General features: G+C 54.1%; 13 protein-coding genes. 5 read left to right on the top strand and 8 right to left on the bottom strand.

The window, feature by feature from the left end:
- Positions 1-202 precede the first annotated feature (202 nt).
- Positions 203-448, top strand: coding sequence for a hypothetical protein (locus tag K0I31_RS11400; protein ID WP_220078450.1), 246 nt, complete (start codon positions 203-205; stop codon positions 446-448).
- Between the two features lie 405 nt (positions 449-853).
- Here K0I31_RS11400 and dsbB read toward each other — a convergent pair whose 3' ends face one another.
- A complete protein-coding gene (gene dsbB, locus K0I31_RS11395) occupies positions 854-1,369 on the bottom strand; it encodes a disulfide bond formation protein DsbB (protein WP_220078449.1) in 516 nt (171 codons plus the stop codon).
- A gap of 87 nt (positions 1,370-1,456) precedes the next feature.
- Positions 1,457-3,052: a sodium/proton antiporter NhaB gene (gene nhaB, locus K0I31_RS11390; protein ID WP_220078448.1), complete on the bottom strand. Its 1,596-nt coding sequence runs from the start codon at positions 3,050-3,052 to the stop codon at positions 1,457-1,459.
- Between the two features lie 298 nt (positions 3,053-3,350).
- Between nhaB and fadR the strand changes: the two genes are divergently transcribed.
- Positions 3,351-4,112: a fatty acid metabolism transcriptional regulator FadR gene (fadR, locus tag K0I31_RS11385; RefSeq protein ID WP_011865972.1), complete on the top strand. Its 762-nt coding sequence runs from the start codon at positions 3,351-3,353 to the stop codon at positions 4,110-4,112.
- An 89-nt stretch (positions 4,113-4,201) separates the two neighbouring features.
- On the opposite strand, the gene tamB is transcribed toward fadR, so the two are convergent.
- Complete coding sequence (gene tamB, locus K0I31_RS11380) at positions 4,202-8,134, bottom strand: autotransporter assembly complex protein TamB (protein ID WP_220078447.1); 3,933 nt, start codon at positions 8,132-8,134, stop codon at positions 4,202-4,204.
- On the bottom strand, positions 8,131-9,921 hold the full coding sequence (locus K0I31_RS11375; RefSeq protein ID WP_258406647.1) for an autotransporter assembly complex protein TamA: 1,791 nt from the start codon (positions 9,919-9,921) through the stop codon (positions 8,131-8,133). The genes tamB and K0I31_RS11375 overlap by 4 nt, the downstream gene beginning before the upstream one ends.
- A gap of 229 nt (positions 9,922-10,150) precedes the next feature.
- Here K0I31_RS11375 and K0I31_RS11370 point away from each other — a divergent pair, with 229 nt between their 5' ends.
- The gene (locus tag K0I31_RS11370) at positions 10,151-11,158 is read left to right on the top strand and encodes an isoaspartyl peptidase/L-asparaginase family protein (protein WP_220080830.1); all 1,008 of its coding nucleotides are present in this window, start codon (positions 10,151-10,153) and stop codon (positions 11,156-11,158) included.
- Positions 11,159-11,180: 22 nt separating this feature from the next.
- Here K0I31_RS11370 and K0I31_RS11365 read toward each other — a convergent pair whose 3' ends face one another.
- A complete protein-coding gene (locus K0I31_RS11365) occupies positions 11,181-11,342 on the bottom strand; it encodes a hypothetical protein (protein WP_220078445.1) in 162 nt (53 codons plus the stop codon).
- Between the two features lie 304 nt (positions 11,343-11,646).
- Here K0I31_RS11365 and K0I31_RS11360 point away from each other — a divergent pair, with 304 nt between their 5' ends.
- Positions 11,647-14,484 carry an ExeM/NucH family extracellular endonuclease gene (locus tag K0I31_RS11360; protein ID WP_220078444.1) on the top strand — a complete coding sequence of 946 codons (2,838 nt, stop codon included), beginning with the start codon at positions 11,647-11,649 and terminating at the stop codon, positions 14,482-14,484.
- A 288-nt stretch (positions 14,485-14,772) separates the two neighbouring features.
- A complete protein-coding gene (locus tag K0I31_RS11355; RefSeq protein ID WP_220078443.1) occupies positions 14,773-15,702 on the top strand; it encodes a universal stress protein in 930 nt (309 codons plus the stop codon).
- Between the two features lie 203 nt (positions 15,703-15,905).
- On the opposite strand, the gene K0I31_RS11350 is transcribed toward K0I31_RS11355, so the two are convergent.
- The 3 genes from K0I31_RS11350 to K0I31_RS11340 all read right to left on the bottom strand — a co-directional run bounded on the left by K0I31_RS11350 (position 15,906) and on the right by K0I31_RS11340 (position 20,525).
- Positions 15,906-16,226, bottom strand: coding sequence for a YdbL family probable chaperone protein (locus K0I31_RS11350; protein WP_144203094.1), 321 nt, complete (start codon positions 16,224-16,226; stop codon positions 15,906-15,908).
- 21 nt (positions 16,227-16,247) lie between these two features.
- Positions 16,248-16,391, bottom strand: a complete 144-nt coding sequence (locus tag K0I31_RS11345; RefSeq protein WP_258406646.1) for a YnbE family lipoprotein — start codon at positions 16,389-16,391, stop codon at positions 16,248-16,250.
- 186 nt (positions 16,392-16,577) lie between these two features.
- Positions 16,578-20,525: an intermembrane phospholipid transport YdbH family protein gene (locus K0I31_RS11340; protein WP_220078441.1), complete on the bottom strand. Its 3,948-nt coding sequence runs from the start codon at positions 20,523-20,525 to the stop codon at positions 16,578-16,580.
- Positions 20,526-20,605: the final 80 nt, after the last annotated feature.

Below are 20,605 nucleotides of genomic sequence, written 5' to 3'. Positions count from 1 at the left end.
TTCCCTTAAAAATAGTGCAGCCTCTAAAATAAACCAAAAGTCTTACACTAAATAAATGGGGTCAGAGTAAACTTTTTAAGAGAGTTGATTGGCACATGACTCTTGTTGAATTTTGTGTTTATCGTGCGATGGGGTAGGCTCGGTGCGAGCGTTGCTTACGCCGAATGTGGCGTTATGTGAAAATCGAATTATGGAGAAGTCGATGAAGATAGAGAAATGGAAGCAAGTACGTGCCAAGGGCAAAGCTAGGTTTATCTGGATGAATGGCTTTCTACTTTGGGGCGTTTCTACTGCAGTGCTATGGTCAATTTTGATGCAGGTTTTTCAGCCACAGGAACCTATTTGGGTTAGACCGCTTGTCGCTATTATCGTTTTTCCAGTTGGCGGTCTAATTTGGACCAATTGGCTTTGGTACTCCTCAGAGCGCAAGTATCGTAAAAATATATAACAAGTGACTTCGGCGTTTAGACTATTGTTATCTTAGTTTTCACACATCGTAGCCCCTCATTCTTAAGTAGGGGCTTGTACCTCTAGTCCCTGTCTTATCTCCTTTTTATTGCCAATACCGCCAAATCGAAGAGACGTTAGATACCCAGTGTAGATGCATCTGCGGACGTCGATGGCAGGGATGCCATCGTCGAGCCTCCATGGAGGGATTCACGGCGTGTAGCAGATGTATCTGCACATGAGCGAGCCGCAGGCTATTAACTAGGTTGAAGGAGTGACTTTCAAATATCTAGTCAATAGGATTCAAGGTAGATGTGTGAACAAGGTACGTCTGTGGCTAGGCGATAGCTAGCCACAAAAAAACGCCCATTAAGGGCGTTTCTTATAAGCGGTAACCTAAACGCAATTAGGCTTTCTTAGTCGGCATTAGTGCCGGAACAATAAACACCACCAGGGCAATCAGGTAGGTGCTGAAGGCCACCACCATCCACTGTGACATGGTGATGCCAAACATTTCCCAGGGAATGTCGGTGCACATGCCGGTGGGCAGGAAGACTGACGGGAACCACTCGTGCAGCGGCATCCATTCTGGAAATTCCGGCAGGAAGGAGCAGGTGGAGAAGGGCGATGGGTTGGTCTGCATCTCGACCAGTTCAAGTGCCAGCTTGAGGCCCCAGGCGGCGCTAACTCCCCAGAGGAGTACGCCGAGGAAACGCAGCAGACGCAATTGATGGCCAACTACGCCGATGAGGCCGGCGGTTAATACGCCGAGCACCGCTAAGCGCTGATAGATACACATGACGCAGGGGTCGAGTTTCATCACGTGTTGAAAGAAGAGGGCACAAGCTTCCAGGCCTGCGGCTGTGAGTAGCAGTATACTCCAGGCTAAACGAGACTGTGCAAATCGGGTCAGGGCACTCAACGATATTCTCCTATAAAAAAACGCCTCTAACTGCTAGAGGCGTTTTTAAGACTTTACGAAACTAGATAAGTTCAGTCAATCAACAAATTAGTGTCCGGTGACTGCGCCCTTGGCCGCTTCCGCCACGGAGTGGTGGATCAGCATATGGGAATCGTAGAAGTATTGGGTCATCTCGCCCAGGAATCCTGTCTCGATGGCCAGGATGCCCACGATAGACAATACGATAGTGTAGGGCAGCGCCATCCACACCATGCGACCGTAGGAGAGTCTGATCAATGGGGCAATCGCCGAGGTCAGCAGGAACAGGAAGGCTGCCTGACCGTTAGGGGTTGCCACAGATGGCAGGTTGGTACCCGTGTTGATGGCAACTGCCAGCAGGTCGAACTGATCGCGGGTGATCTGGCCATCTAACAGCGCGGCTTTCACCTCGTTGATATAGACGGTACCCACGAACACGTTATCACTCACCATAGAGAGCAGGCCGTTGGCGATATAGAAGATCACCAGCTGAGTGTTACCCTCGTAGCTCAGTGCCCACTGGATCACAGGGGCGAACAGCTGCTGGTCGATAATCACGCCTACGATGGCGAAGAAGACCGCCAGCAGCGCGGTGAAGGGCAGTGCCTCTTCGAAGGCCTTACCCAGGGCGTGCTCGTTGGTGACGCCGTTAAAGGCGGTGGTTAGGATGATCACCGACAGACCGATAAGACCCACAGAGGCCAGGTGGAAGGCTAAGCCGACGATCAGCCATACACCCACAAACGCCTGGATAACCAGCTTGATCTTGTCATGCTTGGTGCGGTGCGCATCTTCATAGGAGGCGTAATCGGACAGAATTTTGTGTACCGCCTCTGGCAGCTGTTGGCCATAGCCAAACCACTTAAACTTCTCCACCAGGAAACAGGTGGCGATACCTGAGATGAACACTGGCACTGTGACCGGGCCCATGCGCAGGGCAAACTCACCGAACTGCCAGTTGGCCTGGGCGGCGATGATCAGGTTTTGTGGCTCACCCACCATGGTGCACACACCACCCAATGCGGTACCAATACCGGCATGCATCAGCAGATTACGCAGGAAGCCACGAAACGCCTCCAGCTCATCTTCACACAGGGGATGTCCTTCACCATGACTATCTGAGGTGTGGTCGTGATCGTCGGTAAAACTCTTGCCTGAGGCCACCTTGTGGTAGATGGAGTAGAAACCCACGGCCACGGCGATGATCACGGCGATTACCGTCAGCGCATCGAGGAAGGCAGACAGGAAGGCCGAGGCGATACAGAACATCAAGGAGACCACGACCTTAGAGCGGATCTTGGTGATCATCTTGGTGAACACGAACAGCAGCAGCTGTTTCATGAAGTAGATGCCGGCCACCATGAAGATCAATAGCAGCAGTACTTCTAGGTTGGCTTCTATCTCATGCAAGACCTGACTGGGCGAGGTCATGCCTATGATGACGGCTTCGATGGCCAGCAGACCACCGGGTTGTAGGGGATAACATTTCAGCGCCATTGCCAGCGTGAAGATGAACTCGACTACCAGTAACCATCCGGCGACGAATGGGTTGAGGTAGAAGACGATCGGGTTGATCACTAAGAATGATAAAATTGCGATTTTGAACCACTTAGGAGAATTTCCTAAGAAATTGTCAATAAACGCCTGACTCATGGTCACAGGCATGGCATCCTCTCATCTATATAATTATTTTTTGACAGAAAGTTAACGAACTGTCCGCTGTTCAATTCAGTGTATCCTAATGATATGTAGAATTTAATACCTTTATGGTCCCCATTGCCCAAAAACAGACATTAACTGCAATCTATATCACAAGCTTGTTGATGTGGTGTGTATTTTGCTCATTAATGAGATCTGAGTCCTTGATCTTATCCAGTAATGTTACGGATTAGGTTTCCATTTTTTACCGCTCTGGTATGATCAGTTCCCAAGATAACTTTGAATAAATTGGAATAGTGGCCTGATGACAACTGTCCCCCAAGTACCTGTAGCGCCTAAAGACAAAGATATTATTGAAGCGAAAGGTCCTGCGAGCTTTGCCGAAAAGTATATTGTTCGTTCGATTTGGGAGGGAAAGTTTCCACCCGGTTCCATTCTACCTGCCGAGCGTGAACTGTCTGAACTGATTGGCGTGACACGTACTACGCTGCGTGAAGTGCTGCAGCGCCTGGCCCGTGACGGCTGGTTGACCATTCAACACGGTAAGCCAACACGAGTTAACGATATCTGGGAAACCTCGGGTCTGAACGTGCTGGAAACCATCGCCGATCTTAACCCTGCCGGTGAACCTGTGCTGCTGGAGCAGCTTTTATCTGCCCGCACCAACATCAGCGCCATCTATTTTAAGGGCGCCGTGCGTTACAACCCAGACAAGGTGCTTGAGGCGTTAGCCCCACTGGCCACCCTGAAAGACGATGCCAAGGCCTTCATCGAGTTCGATTACCAACTGCATCACACCCTGGCGTACCACTCGGGTAATCCTTTGTATGTGTTGATCCTCAACGGCTTCAAGGGCCTCTATAGCCGCGTGGGTGAAGAGTACTTTGCCATCGAGAAGGCGCGCGAGCTGGCGCTGGATTTCTACCAGGCGCTAGAAGCCCTGGCCAAAGATCATAACCACAATGACGTACCTGTGTTGATGCGTAGCTATGGCATCAACAGCGGTAAGGTGTGGCAGCGTTACAAGGCCAACCTGATGCAGTCGGCCGAGGCGAGTAAGGCTTAAGCGCCAGCCGCAAAACCGTATGATAAAAAAGCCGCTCATTGAAGCGGCTTTTTTTGTGGTGTCTTTTTATCTGGTAGTTTCTAGCAGTACTAATCGATATCGAAGTTGTAGTAGATATCCAGTGTCTTGGAGATGGTGCCCGAGACGCTCTCCAGATAGAGCTGGGACATCAGGTAGTAGCGCACCGTCATCTCATAGCCTGGGTTAAACACCCCCACACCATATTTGACCATAAGATCTTCGCCGATAAAGCCACTGATGGCGACCTTGCCTTCGTCGTTGGCGTCGAACTGCACGTTGGAGATGCCGAACTTTTCTATGATGCCGGAGGCTGAGCTGCCAAGATTGCTAAAGGCGTTATCCCCCAGCTGATTGCCCAGGGTGAGGGCGGCGCCCATCATCAGGGCATTGTTCTGATCTGAGCTTGAGTTATTTAGCCCTGTGCCCTTGATGATGTAGGAGAGGATTTCTGCCTGCTCCTTGGCGGGATTGGAGAAGAGGGTGACCACAGGTTTTAGCGGCGTGCCGGTAATGCGCACCCCGGCGACCACATCTTCATCCTTGATCTCGCGGATCGCCTCGATATTCAGGTTAGGCACCGCCATGGGGCCGATAAATTGCACCTCGCCCGCCTTGATCGACAGTGTCTGGCCCATAAATTTATAGTTACCGTTTACCACCTTGATGTCGCCATAGAGTAGCGGCGGCTTAAAGGCGGCCTGGCGCAGCTCCAGGGTACCGACTAGCATGCCTCGCAGCCCCATACCGTCTATGGTGAGCTTGTCGCCTACCTTAACCGCTATCTGGCTGGTGACGGCGATGGGATCTTTTACTTGGGCTTGGCTGGCCAAACTATCATTGAACACCACATCGCTGGACTCGGCCACGCCGCCCTCGGGCAGCTGCACTATTTTGATATGGCCAGAGGGCACATCCAGCTTGCCGCTAATATCCAGGTGTTTATCGCTAAAGCTGATGTCGAGATCCGGTGACACATCTAGTATCGCCAGCGGCGGCTGAATGATCGCCAGCTTGTCGCCGCTAAAGTTAAGATCCCCCTTGAGGCCCTCCTGCCAGCCGATTTCGCCATCTAGGCCAGCCTTGCCATCGCCCATGGTCCACTGACCCTTCACCTGACCCGTCTGCCCCAGCAGGGTGAGTTTGAGCTTGATGTTATCCAAGAGGGTCGGGTTGGCGGCGGCCGCCAGTTGGCCGTCGATGAGATCTACCGTGCCGCTGAGATCAGGTTCATTCAGCGTACCGCCCAAGATGATGGCGCTTGAGACCTTACCGTCGAGCACCTCAAGCTGAGGCGTAAAGTCGGCCAGGGCATGCAGGTCGATATCTTTAAGATCTATCTTGCCGCTCAGCCTGTGCTCGGGATCGGTACTTATGGTGAGCTGACTGTCTATCTTGGCAAACCGCTCAGATTCCAGCTGAGTGTCTATGGCCAGTTGCAGCTCATCCAGGCGGGCCTTGAGGTTGAGGTAATGGTATTGGGCCTCGATATGGCGCTTGGTGGTGGTGAGATCAAACTGTCCCGGCGCCATGGCCAGTGTCAGCTCGCCCGTGGGCTTGGTTCCCTTGGCCCATTGCAGCTCGCCATCGAGTTGAGTCGGCCCCCTCCATTTGAGGTTTTCCGGCAGCACGGGTGCCAGCAGGGCGCCGAGATCGCCGGCAAATTGCAATCGGGTATCGCCTTTGTCGCCAAGCTCGGCGGTGTCGGTGAGGCACAGGCTGGCGGCGTCATGGCGCCAACAGAAGGGGGAGATCTCGCCCTTGGCGTGCTTGTTATCCCAATAGAGGTCGAAGGGTTCATCCAGCGCCATGGCGCCGAGGCGAGAATTGAGGCTGATGCGCTTTATCTTGGCGTCGAAGCGCTGGGTTTTCTCGTCGAAGGTAGAGGCGATAGAGGTGTTGAGCTGCAGGTCACCATAGGTCTGTAGGCCCAGTTTCTGTTTGGCGATATCCCCCTTGAAGCCCAAGGTGAGGTCGCTCAGCGCCATGCCTTGCCCCTTGATACCCGAAGATTTTAGCGACAGGGCAAATTGGTGCGCATCCTGGGGGCGGTAGAAGGCGATAAGCTTGGCCTTGTCTACCGTGATATCGGCGTACTTAAACTCTATGGTGTCGGCGTTGATGGCCACTTCCGGGTGCTCGTCATCGCCCGAGACGTTGATCACCGCCTTGATGGCGCCGCTGGCGCTCGGATCCCACAGGCTCAGCGCAGGCACGCTCAGCTGGCCATCCAACGCCCAGGCATCATCTACCCGTCCGGAGAGGGTAAGCTGTGATTCAAGGGCGTCGAGCTGCAGATGCTCGGCGTTAAGCTGGAACTTATCGTTCAGGGAGATATCCCCCTGAAGCCTCAGGGGATATTGATCCACCTGGCCTTCGAGATCCACCTGGCTGATGCCTACTGACCACTGCTTGTCGCTGAAGCGTCCCTGACTATGCAGCTTGCCGCTTATCTGGGTCTCGGGCAGGGGCTTGTCTGGCATCACATCCAGCTGGGCAAGATCTAGGTCTTGGGTGTCGGCCTCGAGCTGCCAGCTAATCGCCTCGCCGTAACCCAGCTTGCCCTTAAGATCCAACTTGCCCATCTCGCTGTCGACGGAAAGCGCAGCCACCTCGACGTTTTGGTCCTGATGGGTCAACTGGGTGTTCAGGCTTAACCAGGGATGATAAGGGGTCTTAAGCTCACCACTTAGGCTCAGGCTTTGGGCCGCTAGGCTGCCGCTCGATGTAAGGTTCAATGCCTTGGCCTCATATTGCGCTTGGGTAAGTGGCCACATCAGGTGCGGGCTGGAAAGCGTCATCTCGTAGGGCATCGCAGGCGTGCTCAGATTCCCTTTGGCGTCGAGATCCAGCGCGAGGTGGCCTTCGCCCTTGAGCTTGACGGCAAGGGCCGAGAAACCGCCGTTGATCTCGGCGTTCAGGCGCTGGCGCTTGAGTTCCGGCAGCTCGCTGATCTTGTTGGCATTCAACTCCGCCTCAAGATGCAGGGCCATGGGATAGTCTTGAGTCAGGCTCATCTCGCCATCGAGGCGCGCCTTACCATAGTCATGGCTGAAGGCCAGGCTATCGACGGTGATCTTATAGCCAAGGTAACTGCCGGCAAGATCGATAGCGGCAAATTTGTCTATGCGGCCGCCGAGCCTGAGCTCACTGTTCACCAGATGCGCGCCATCGACGAAGATGGGCATGGGGATCTCGACCTCGGGTAGCTGACTCAAGGGCCAACTCGCCTTGGCATCTTGAGGTTCGCCTTTTACCTGCTTTTGAGCCTGGATTTGGCTATTAGTTTGATTTTGCTGAGTATCATCTTCGCTCTGTCCAAGGGGAATCGAGACCAAGAGTCCGGCGCTGTCGAGCCGATTGACCCTCAGGCCTGTCTCTAACCAGCTGGCCTTGGCCGCGAGCTGCTCGGCATTAAACTGCATCTCATTGACCCGCACCCTAATTTGATTGAGGTCGCTCTGGTTGAGGATTATGCCGATAGGCAGGGTGAGCGGGCCATGCTCGCTTGTTTCGTCTGTCGGAGTTGTCTCCTCGAGAGGAGCATCTGGCGATGATGCGGTGAGCAGGTCTGTGTCGATATCGACCCGCACCGCATCGGCGTCCAATTCGTCGACGCACACCTGGCGCTGCAGCAGACACAGGGGGCGCCAGTTGAGGCTAAGCCCTTCTGTTTCGACCTCTATGCCCGTCATCTGCCACTTAGCATGCTCCAGTTGCAGCTGGCCATTGAGGGTACCGCCGCCATAGCTCAGGCTTAAGTCCGGCACCAAGAGATCGGCGAGGTTGACCGCGATGCGACTGCCAAAGGGGGTGCCTATCAAGATGGCCAGCAGGATGAGCAGGGCCAGTGGCAGATAGAGCAGCACCCTAACCAGGTTACGCAGCCAGCAGAGCAGGCGATATAGCAAAGATCTCTGTGCTGCCGCTTCGCCGCCCTGCGCCGATAGCAGCTGTTCCTGGGTCATCTGCCCTTGGTCTAACCCATCTGGCCGCTCTATCATAGCTCGGCCCCCATGGTGATATGGATGCGCCAGCTGCGATCAACTGTCTCTGTCTCCTTAAGGCCGACACCCAGGTCGAGCTTGATGGGGCCGATGGGGGAGATCCAGTGGACACCGCCGCCCACAGAGACGATAGGCTCGAACTGCTGATTATCGAAGGCGTTACCGGCATCGACGAAGGTAGCTAGACGCCATGTGGGGGTGAGGTAGTATTGATACTCCAGGCTGCCGACCATCAGGTAGCGGCCACCCACTACCATGCGGGCCAGCTGATCTTGGCTGTTGGTATATTCGATATAGGGGCCTAGCTCCTGGTAGCTATAGCCGCGGATGCTTTGATCGCCGCCGGCAAAGTAGCGCAATGAAGGCGGAACCATGGGGAGATCCTCTTCGCTCACCAGGTTGGCGCCCAGATCCAGCCGGGAGACAAACCTGTGCTTGTCGAAGAAGGTGTCTATCCACTTAAACTTGGCCTGGAGCCGGGTCAGACGCAGATCTGAGCCAAGACTCGGGTCGGCATACTCCAGGCTGTAATATTGGAAGAAGCCCGACTTAGGATCCAGGCTCTTATCGCCCCTGTTGGTCTTGGACAGGCTGGTGCCGAGCAGCAAGATGTCGGGATTATATTTGATATCCGACTGGGTATACTCTTCGTTGATGGCATCTAACGAATAGGTAAACAGCCATTGATTGTGCAGGCGTTTTTGCCTGACGACCCCCATGAGTTTCTTGACCGACTCCAGCTCACCCGTGTTGCGATAGTCGCGTTTATCGGGGTCGTAGATCTGGGTCACCCCATATTTGTCCCTCAGCAAGCCGAGGCGTAGCTTGAGCTGATCGTCCAGTGGATGGGTGAGGGGAATGGTATAGGTGGTCAGAAACTTAGGTCTGTCCGGCGACCACTCCAGGCTGGTCTCCTGGGAGTGGCCATAGCGATTGATCTGCGGCGTGCGCCAGGTGACCCTGACTCTCGGCTCTATGTTGTTGTCGATGGAGTTGCCTATGTCGGCGCCCAGACCTAGCTCGATGGAGTGGCTGGGTTTAGGCGTCACCTCAACCCGAATGGGCACCCTGTCATCCTGCATCTTGTCCAGCTGCGGCAACACCTTGATATTGGTGAAGTAGCCGGTATCTACCAGCTCACGGTTGAGGGCGCCTATCTTACCCGTGCTGTAGTGGGAATCTGGCTCAAAAGGGATCAACTTGTCGAGAAAGCCGGGCACCAGGTCGTGACCATTGAAGCTGACCTCGCCGATACGATAGCGCGGGCCGGAGTCGTAGTGAAGGCTGATCTGCGCGATGTCGAGATCCCGGTTGACCACTATCTTATTGGTCAGATATTTGCCTTCGAAGTAACCCCTGGCCAAGGCGTAGGTGAGCAGCTGCGACTTGATCGCCTCATATTCGCCATGATTAAGTACATCACCGGGTTTGACCTTTATCTGCCTGAGCCAGGCGTTGATCACCTCATCATCAAGGATCTCGCCAGAGAGCTGAATATCTATCCACTGGATCACAGTCGGGGCGCCCGGGGTGACGGTGAGGCGGAGCGTCCAGGGGCCGGATTCCGGGCTCTCCAGCTGCTGGTCTATCTTGCCCTTGTAGTAGCCCAGGGAGTGAAGTGCGGCCTCTATGTTCTCTTCGGCGTTGAAGATATAGGCACGGCGCTGCACCTCTGAGCCTGGCAGGGCGCCGAGGTGGGCGGTGATGTTGCGTTTGAGCGACTCATTCGCGCCGTCGACCTCGACCTTCAACCAGTCGTTTGCCCAGACGGGGGAGATACCCATGCTGAGGCTGAGTAGGGCGAGTATCGATAGCCGGGATAAGGTCGCAAAGATCCGCAAGAAAAAGGCTCTATCTAGTTGAAAAGTTTGTTGCTGTTTATTGTCGCAGATTATAGAGGCCAAGCAAGATGGTGATTGTAATTAATGATGAAAATCGGTACAAAGAAGGCAAACAATAACGAGGAAGCCTACCGTGAGAAGCACTATTACCCCCTGCCTACTGGCCGGCCTGATGGGCCTGTTGATCAGCACTAGCACTCTGGCCGAAACCCAGCCATTTTCCATTGCCATCCATGGCGGCGCCGGCACCATCTCTAAGGCCAATCTAACCGAGGCGCAGCAGCAAGCCTACCGCGACAAGTTAAAAGAGGCGGTGGATGCCGGCTATAAGGTGCTGGAGAAGGGGGGCGATAGCCTGACGGCGGTGACCACTGCAATCAATATTCTCGAAGACAGTCCGCTGTTTAATGCGGGGAAAGGCGCGGTTTACACCTATGACGGCACCCATGAGATGGACGCCTCCATCATGGATGGTCGCAGCCTCAACGCCGGCGCCGTGGCCGGGGTGAAGCATATCAAGAACCCGATCAACCTGGCGCGCGCCGTGATGGACAAGTCGCCCCACGTGATGCTATCGGGCCAGGGGGCGGAGGAGTTTGCCCTGAGTCAGGACTTTAGCCTGGTTCCTGTGACCTATTTTGATACCGACAGCCGCTATCAGCAGCTTATCGATGCTAAGGCCAAGTTGAAGGCGGCCGAGAGCAAGGAGGCGGGCAAGCCCGACTATCAGGCCTCGGTTAACTATCTGGATCTGGATTACAAGTTTGGTACCGTGGGCGCCGTGGCCCTGGATAAGCAAGGCAACTTGGCGGCCGGCACCTCGACCGGCGGCATGACGGTCAAGCGTTTCGGCCGTATCGGCGATTCGCCGGTGATCGGCGCCGGCACCTACGCCGAAAATCAGGTATGCGCCGTGTCGGCCACAGGCCATGGTGAGTATTTCATTCGTTACCATGTGGCGGGGGATATCTGCGCCAAGGTGAAATATCAGCAAAAATCGATTCTGCAGGCGGCGGATGAGGTGATCAATCAGCGTTTGATCACCGCAGGTGGTACCGGCGGGGTGATCGCCATCGATCAGCGCGGCAACATCGCCACCCCATTTAATACCGAAGGCATGTACCGCGCGACCCGCAAGGGCGGCGAGCCGGCCAAGGTGATGATCTGGCAGGATAACTAATTACTTTCGACAAAAAGCACTTTCAACAAAAAGCACTTGCAACAATCAGCACATCCAACAATAAGCTATCTAAAGTATTAGCTTGTTTTGAAGCCGGGCCTGGGCATATAGCCCTGGGTCTGGCTTTCGCTTTAAACATCTCTTTTTGTCTCTTTACCTCATTTCCTTCTTCTTTTTCAAACACATATCTCGTACTTCTTCACGTCAGATTCTAAATCCGTCTACCTCAGTAAGCCTCTGTCGACTGACCTCATCGAACCGCTGATAAAAGAGAATTGTGCTGCAAAATCACCTCTAAGCTGTCAATTGTGCTTAACACCCTACGCATTAACTTTATGTAAAATTTGTAACCTCTTTGTCACTAAGCTGATTTATAGTGTGCGCTGGTCGAAGGATCAGTACCGCAGTAATTTGAGCGATAAGACTCGGATACTGTCTAGCACAGCACTAGTTAAACACTAGGTTAATGGATAATTTTAGGGGTTAATATGTTTACCAAAGCAAGCGCGCTTGCCTTGGCGATTGGTGGTGTCTCCACCTTTGCCCAGGCCGCAGACGATCTGATCATTTCAGAGTATGTAGAAGGCAGCAGCAACAACAAGGCCGTCGAATTCTACAATCCCACCGGCGCCGCCATCGATTTAAGTCAATATCAACTCGAGTTCTACTTTAACGGCAGCACCAGTGCCGGCTCTACCATAGCCCTTACCGGTAGCCTGGCCGCCGGCAAGACCTATGTTCTGGCCGACAACGATGCCGCCGCTGAGATCTTAGCGGTCGCCGACCAGCTAAGCACAGCCAGTTTCTTCAACGGTGACGACACCTTAGTGCTGCGCAAGCAGGGCCAGGTGATCGACAGCCTTGGCCAGTTGGGCACAGATCCGGGGTCTGAGTGGGGCAGCGGCGATCTGTCGACCCAGAATAACACCCTGCGCCGGGATCCTAACCAGCTGATCGCCGATACTCAGCTCGATGATGCCGTGACCCTGGCCACCTGGACAGGTCATGCACAGGATGATTTTAGCGATCTCGGCCAGTTTGCCGGTCAGGGACCGACAGACCCAACCGACCCGACGGATCCTACCGAGCCGCCGGTGAGTCTGGTTTGTCATGATCCGGCCACCAAGATCTCAGAACTGCAGGGCAGTGGCGATGTCAGCCCGCTCAATGGACAGAGCGTCACGGTCGAGGCGATCGTGACCAGCAACCAGGAAGCTGGGCTCAAGGGTCTGTTCCTGCAGATGGCCGATGCTGAGGCTGACGCTGACATCAACACCTCTGAGGGGGTCTTCGTTTATACCGGTGGTTCGCTAGGTTATCAGGCGGGCGATCGTGTGCGTCTGACCGCCACGGTCAAGGAGTACAACGGCCTGACCGAGCTGACCAATGTCAGCGAGCACGCCTTGTGTGCCAGCGCTCAAGAGTTGCCGAGCGCCGCCGAGGTGAGCCTGCCGCTGGCTAAGAGCAGCGACCTGGAAGCAGTCGAAGGCATGCGCGTACACTTTACCCAGAACCTGGTGGTGAACGAGGTCTATAATCTGGGACGCTACGGCGAGATCTTGCTCGGTAGTAAGCGTCACTTCATCGGGACTCAGGTGGCCGAGCCTGGCAGCGAGGCGCTGGCGGTGAGTCAGGCCAACGCCTTAGACTCAGTGCTGCTGGACGATGGGTTAACCTCGCAAAACCCAGATCCTGTGCGTTACCCAGCGCCTGGCCTGAGCGCCAACAATACTGTGCGTGTGGGCGACTCGATCACCGAGCTTCACGCCGTGATGCACTATGGCTTTGGCAAGTATCGTCTGATGCCAATCGATACAGTTAACTTCGTGGCGACCAACCCAAGAAGCAGCGAGCCAGCACTGGCCGTCGGCGGTAACCTCAAGGTCGCCAGCTTCAACGTGCTGAACTACTTCAACGGCGATGGCCTGGGCGGTGGCTTCCCGACGGATCGCGGCGCCGACACGCCTAGCGAATTTGCCCGTCAGCGCGCCAAGATCATCAGCGCCATGGTGAGCATAGACGCCGACATCTTCGGCCTGATGGAGATAGAAAACGACGGCTTTGGTACTGAGTCGGCTATCAATGATCTGGTGAGCGGTCTGAACCAGGCGGTGGGCGAGGCAAGATACCAATTTATCTCGGCGCCAACGCCAACCATAGGCACAGACGCCATTACCGTGGGCATGCTGTATCGTAGCGATCGCGTCACGCCTGTGGGCGCGGCTAAGGTGCTGTCTAGCGCCAACTCGCCGCTGGATGAGCAGGGTGAGGTGCTGTTTAACGATGGTAAGAATCGTCCGAGTCTGACCCAGGCCTTCGAGGTCTTGGGTGAAGAGCAACAACTTGTGGTGGCGGTGAACCATCTTAAGTCTAAGGGCAGTGATTGTGTCAGTCTGGGCGACCCAGATCTCAACGACGGTCAGGGTAACTGTAACCTAACCCGTACCCGTGCGGCGACCGCCCTGGGGGCTTGGCTGGCCAGCGAGTATGGTGAGCTGCCGACCCTGGTGATTGGTGACATGAACGCCTATGCCAAGGAAGATCCAATCGATGCGCTACGCGGCGCCGGTTACCTTGAGCTGTTCTACCATCTGGGCAAGTCGGGAGCATACTCCTATGTCTTCTCCGGTGAGACGGGGCAACTGGATCATGCACTGGCTAATACTCAGTTGGCCGACAGGGTTGTCGATGTGACCGAGTGGCATATCAATACCGACGAGCCAAGACTGCTGGATTACAACGAAGAGTTTAAGTCTGCCGGTCAGATTGAGTCGCTCTACAGCAGTGATGCCTATCGCTCATCGGACCATGACCCTGTTGTGATCTCTCTGCTGCTTGAGCGTGAGACCATAGCGCCAGTTGCCAGCTTTAGCTATGAGCTGCAGGGCCGCACCCTGAGCCTGGTGAGCAGCGCCACAGATGAAGATGGCGAGATAGTCGATTATCAATGGGATCTTGGTAATGGTGAGACCGCCAGCGGCCAGCAGCTAAGCTATCGCTATGCCAAGGCCGGTGAATACCCTGTGACCCTGACGGTAACCGACAACGATGGTCTGAGCCATAGCGTGACCCAGGTGGTGAAGGTACAGGTGAAGCAGCAAAAGCCTGTTGCCGTTATTGAGCACCTGGATCTCTGGTTTATGCATCTGTTTGTCTCGCTAAGCTATGACACAGACGGTGAGATAGTGTCGCAGTCGTGGAAGTTTAACAACGGCAGCAAGCAGACGGGTCCTGTGGCCATCAGCTTGGGTCACCGCGCCAGTAAGGTGAAGCTGACCGTTGAGGATAACGACGGCCTCAAGGGTAAGGCTAAGTTAAACTTCTAATGTTTAGCTAATACAGCTTGAAAAGGCCGCCCTAGGGTGGCCTTTTTTATGCTTAATTTATATTAAATTCTATCTAATCTGATGATTTTAATGGTTAAAAAGCCATTTTGCGCTCAGCTAATAGCTAAAGGTTTCCATTGGGGCTAGGTTAGCTAAAAATGTTCTTAACAATAATCATTTCTATTATCATGAAGTTGCCGCAAACCCACGCCAATAAAGGGCTAGCGCCATTTTGGCGCCTCTAGCTTGAGCTACAATTAGGTGCGAATCCTAGGTGAGAGCAAAGTTATGGATAGCTATCAGAGACTTTTAGTGGTTGTAGATGAACACGATTTCAGTTTAAAGGCCGTTTCCCGCGCCGTGTATCTGGCCAGTAAAACCAACGCGGCAATCATAGTGATGATGTTAGAGCACAGCCACTTCGTTAACCGTCTGGTGGACACCTTCGAGGCCGATGGCAACGAGGGGCAGACCCAACCCCTGACCAAGGAGCGTAAGCTGACCTGCTTAAACGCCTTTATCAGTCAGGCCGCCCAATCGGGGCTTTCTATCTCCAAGGCGTCTATCGCCTGTCATAGCAGCGACGATGTGCTGCAGTTTTGCGACGACTTCAAGGTGGATGCGGTGATCTTGGCTGCCTCGCGCCATAAGCTATGGAACTGGCTGACCATCAAACCGCTGGATGTGCGGCTGATCCGCGAGTCTTCCCGCCCCGTGGTGGTGGTTAAGGACCATCTGTGGCAACCCGGCGGGCACATTCTCTCCCTGGTTGAGCCCTGCGCCGATGATGTCACCCATAGGGCGCTCAATGACGCTGTGCTGCAGACTTCGGAGCATTTCTCTCAGCTGCTGGCGGGGGATTGTCATCTTATCGATTGCTACTATGGCGAGACGCCAAGCATCTCCTTCCATCAGGCGCTGGCCCCTGCCAATGATGAGAATTACCACCTGCAGAAGATGTCTAGTTATTCCAGCCGCTATCACCTGCAGCCAAAGGGGGCGGCGGTGAGCAATCATCATCTTCATCTGGCCAAGTCACTGCCGGAAGATGCCATCGAATCCTTAGCCAAGGAGGTGGATTCTGAGCTGGTGATCGTCGGCGATACTGGCAATGGCAGCATGTTTTCTAACATGTGCGGCCATGTGGGCGAGCAGGTGATCGACAGGATCCAGTGTGATCTCTTGGTGGTTAAACCTCAAAGCGCTCACGCCATCTAGCCCTAGTATGTTTGAACGAGTCACTGCGAGAGCAGGTGGTTAGTCGGTTAGATAAATGAGAGTTAAAGATACCAATAAGCGACGCATTAGGCGTCGCTTATTGGTTAGGCACTCATCATAGATTGAGAAGGGAACTAGCAGCCAGGACTATCAACGGCGACTTTTTGCCCATCTATTTATGCCTCATCTATTCTTTGCATCATTTATTTCTTGACCCATTTTCCTTGGGGAGTCTGAATATAATGGCCCTTGGCGGTAGCCGCTATCGCCTTCTCGGCGGCCAGCTTGGCCACATCATCTACGCTGATCTGGTTCTTGCGGGCGATCTTTTCGTAGTGCGCCTTGCGTTTGGCGTTGACCGATTTGGCCAGGGCGCTGGCTTCACTATTGTTGACCACCACACCGAGATAGCCGTTGACCTGTTCGCCCACTAATCCTTGCGCCTTGGCGTCTTGCAACGATATGGCGAAGGCATTGAGGCTGAGAAGAAGTCCGGCCATGAGGACGAGTATTTTGCTTTTCATTAGGATCACCTTATACCTTGATTAGAAGAGTTCATCGTTGTTGATCAGCTCATCGAGCTCTTTATCCACCTTAATCTTGATCTCATGTTCAATCTTAACGTTAAGGTTGATAACGATAGGCTTCTCAGGTGGCTCTATCTTGACCGTTGGCGTGCAGCCGCTCATGAGCAGCACGGCGGCCAGGCTCAGGGTTATCGTCGGCAAGGTTAGCAATTTCTTCACAGTGCTTCCTTAATCTGGTTGAAAATTTTATTGGCTATGGTCTTAGTGTAGATCCCTAAGATGACCATAGGCTGAACGTTTGCTTTTATCGCTGGCTATGACTCTTATGTCGAGTCTTGTGCCAAAAAATTAGTTGGCCATGGCCCGCTCGATTTCGCTCTGCAGTCTATCACCGATTTGTAAACTCTTGAGTAGCTGCAACATATTTTCTTCCTGAGCGTAGTTTAAATGGATAGGACGTTCAATATCTTTGGCTCGCCCCTTCACCTGAACCTTTAGTAGGGCATCGCCGTTAGGGGCCATGTCAAAACTGCTCGACAGCTGGGTGTAGTGCAGCTCCTCAAGGGCCGAGAAGGCAAAATCGAGATAGGGCTGTGACAGGCGCATCTGCAGCACGGCCGGATTGTCATCCACCTTGATGAGGCCACCGGGGGTGCGCGCCGCGAGCTGCCCATTGGTAATACTCACCTGACCATGCTCGAGCTGCACCGGCAGTACGCCGTCGAAGATGCCGTCGGCATAGATGCCGGTTTGGGGCTGAGCGGCGAGCAGCTGCTCGAGATCCAACCCCTGCAGCACCAGATAAGCGGAGGAGGGGGCGCCGAGGTTCAGGTTAAAGATAGGCAGTAAGATCTCGCCCCCCAAGGTGTTGGCCCTGGCATCGAGCTTCACATCGGCGCCGCTCAGCGCCAATTCTGCACTTGTTTGAGCACCGACTGCGGCTTCTGTTTCTCCCTGGGTCAGATCTAATTCGAGTCTGGCGTGGGCGTTTATGTCGGTGATCAGCACCCCAGGATTGAAGGCGGCGACCTTGAGCGACAGCGGCTCACAGGCAAGCTTTGCCGTTTGAGAGTGAGGCGCTTTGACACCATCTAACTGACATTGGCCGGTAAACTCGGCCTGCTCGAAGGGCAGGGCGTTATAGCTACCCTCGCTGAGCTTAACCTCTGGGGTCAAGGCAAAGGCGAAGTCCATCCTATCGCCATGCCAGTTGAGGCTGTGCTTGCTGGTGAGATTGATATCGCCAATTAAGGGATTTTCCAGGCTTGTGCCTTGCATACGGGTTACACGCTTCATCAGCTCGTTGGCATCACTTGCTAGTGTGAACTCTCCGGTAAGCAGGCTTGGCTTAAGTGAATGAGTCAGCGCAAGAAGATGCTCGCTGTAAAATGGCAGGCCATCCAGGTTCCACCGCTCTTCGGTCGCGAGCTGATAGCCTGGCGACGAATCTTTTACTAAGCCATCGTGCTCAGATTGGATCAAAATTTTTGATGACTCAGAGCCAGGCTCATATTCATATGCTGCTGCGGACTTAGTGCCTGAGCTGCCAAAAGTTTGCAGGGCACCTTGCCAATGCAGCGACTGACTCAGGCTGGTGCTGGGCAGTTTAAGCAGCGTCTTGCGGCGCAATTTATTGAGGCGAACACTCTCCTCGCTCACCTTGAGATTAGTCAGCTGGTAGTTCACCTCACTCTGCCAGGGGAAGGCTAACAGGGCATCTGGCGACAGTGATAGCGTCGACTGCGATAACGTCGACTGTGATAGTGTCGCCGCGGCGTTTTCCGCTTCTGTCCCAGCCTTGGTGGCTTTTGGCGTTAGCGCTATGGTCTGGGTGGCAAGGCTTAATTCATCCAGGTTGACCCGAGTGGTTCTAACTTGAGTTGTTTTAACTTGAGTGGTTTTAACCTGAGCTTGAGCCTGTTCTTGGTCCTTTCCCTTAACGGCTTTCTGCTCGCTGGCGGCTAGCGCAATAACCTTTAACCCGACGGGCGGGAGCACCACTGCTTGCGCATCGAGGCGCATTGGCTGCCTGGCTTCGAGTACAAATTCACTAGCGGTAAGTTCGCGCTCCAGCGGTTTTGCTACTCTCTCTGTTTTTGAGGCGCCTGTGATTGAGGCGTCTGTCATAGAGGTGTTAGCCAATGAGACCTCAGGTATTGAGGCCTGTGGCAGCGTCAGATGAGGGGAGTGAGTGATACTCATAAAGCTCGCTAACTCGGCCAGAAGAGGCTTACCTGGGATAAAGGTAAAATGACCGGCGCCAAAAGTGGTGCGGGTCTGCTTGCTGGTTAGCTGTGCTTTTGGCTCTTTGTTAGCCATCTCCTGCATAGCTGGCCAGCTTAGATGATGCCCATCGATCGCGACTTTTAGCCCTTGCCAATCGAGGTTTAGCTTAAGTTCTGGCCTGGTGTTGATGCTGAGATTAAGAGGCGCCGGAATTTCTGTGGTGATACTGTGCGCGCCCACCTTAAGGTCTCTATGATTAAATTCGGGTTGCGCTAGATTCAGCTCGCCCGCCAGGGTTAGATTAATCGCGCTACTTCCCGGCGAATCATTTGTCGAATCATCTGTTGCATCTGCTTGTCTGGCATCCAGTTCGCCTTCAAGCTTCAAGTTTGCTTTAGCAAGCGTGAGGCGATTGTCTATGTTGGTTTCATTCTTAGCCCGATCCTGACAGCCGTTGCCTGTCTCTGGATAGGGCGGTAGGATTAGGCACAGCGGCTGTTTAAGCGCTGCATCAAGTTGCCAGTTGCCGGTGAGCTGCCAGGCCGAAGTCGGCTTTGACTGAGGATCTGAATCAGGATTTGAGGCTGACTTTGGCTGGCTAACGTGTTCTAGCCTAGCTTTTTCAAGCTTAGCTGCGAGCATCAGGCCTTGAGTTTCAACCTTGGCGGTGAGAACTCCTAGCTGCAAGTCTACATCTTGGAGCGAAAAATCGAGCGCATCTTCATCGCTCATCTCTTGGCCAAGCTCCAGAGAGAGCTTGGTCGTATGTTCATCGGCTGAGCGCTGGTTTGGAGCTCGCATATCTGGCGCCTGCTTATCATGTGCCTGCTTATCATGAGACTTTTTATCATGAGACTGGGCCTTAAGTGCCGTGAGTAGGGCGGCGACCGACTCAGATTCACCTGCCAGTTCTCCAAGCTGCTCCAGCGATGTGTTGCTGGTGACTAAGGTTGGCGACAGCGTGAGATGCAGATCGTTAAGGGGGCCATTGAGCCCAAGTATCATGCTTTGAGCCTGACTGGACTGAGCATGACTTGATTGAGTGAGATTAGCGCTTTCTTGTTTAGCTTGTCCCTGGCCGGTCACGGTAATGCTTAGCTCTGGCGATAGCGTCTGGCCAGCTAGCTGTTTTAGCTGGATCTTGAGCCCATCAAATTCATGGCTTGAATGCAGTTCACCCTTGATAAGGTCTAACTCGCCGCGGGAGCTGAGGCTGCCGCTTAGGGTAAAGATTTCGGTTAAACGCTGGTTAACATCATGCAGGGCCGTGACTAATGCAGGTGCCTTTGAAAGGCTAGGCATGTCTGAAACGCCAGACGCCTCTGAAACATTAGATGCCTGTTGCGCAGGAGACGTGTCTGGCTTTGGCTTACTTGGACCGGCGGTAGAGGTCAGCATGCTGAGCTCGCCGATGAGCTGGCCAAGGGGCTCGAATTCGAGGCGACTATCGAGTCGCCAGCGGGTCTTCTCGAGTGTCGCAGCTAAGCTCAGCAGTGGCGCCTGATAGAAGCTGAGGGCGCCGGTGAGCCGACCTTGATTATCCAGGTTAAGATAATCCAGCTTGAGGCCCAGTGGCTGGGTCTTTAAGGAGCTAGCTTGTTTGCCTAACAGGTTGAAGCCGACTTCGCCCAGGGCGATCTGCGGCAGGGCGCCCATATTGAGGGCGCTGCTGGCGCCTGATTCTTGCTCACGACCTAGATTATCGAAATAGTCCTGGCTCAGTGACACCTCGGCGCGGCGCACCGAAAGCGAGTCTATCTGGGTGAGACCCATTGGCGCCGATAACCAGTCTTCGGCGAGTGTAAGCTGAAGATCGTCGAGTCTCACCAGGTTGCCATCGACCTTAAGCAGTGCCATGGGCAGCTTAAGCGCCATCAGATCGCTGGAGCTTAAGCGCAGCGCTTCTATGCTGATGCCGGCATCAGCCAGATAGGGATTGGCGAGACGTTTAACCAGGTATTCCAGTTGACTCGCCGCTAGCACAAGGAGCAGCAGCAACAGCAGCAGGGACAGCGCCATGGCGCCGGCTATCCATTTTATGCTGCGGGAGGTAAAAAAGCGTCGCGACATCTGTCCCTGTCTCTGATTATTTAGCGTTAGCTGTTAGCTCTGCCTACTGAGGTCTCAATTATTGAAACTAACCTTTTCAT

The sequence above is a fragment of the Shewanella spartinae genome, from assembly GCF_019457555.1.
Classification (GTDB): Bacteria; Pseudomonadota; Gammaproteobacteria; order Enterobacterales; family Shewanellaceae; genus Shewanella; species Shewanella loihica.
Note: the sequence above shows the minus strand (reverse complement) of the source record. Positions and strands in the feature narration are given on the sequence as shown.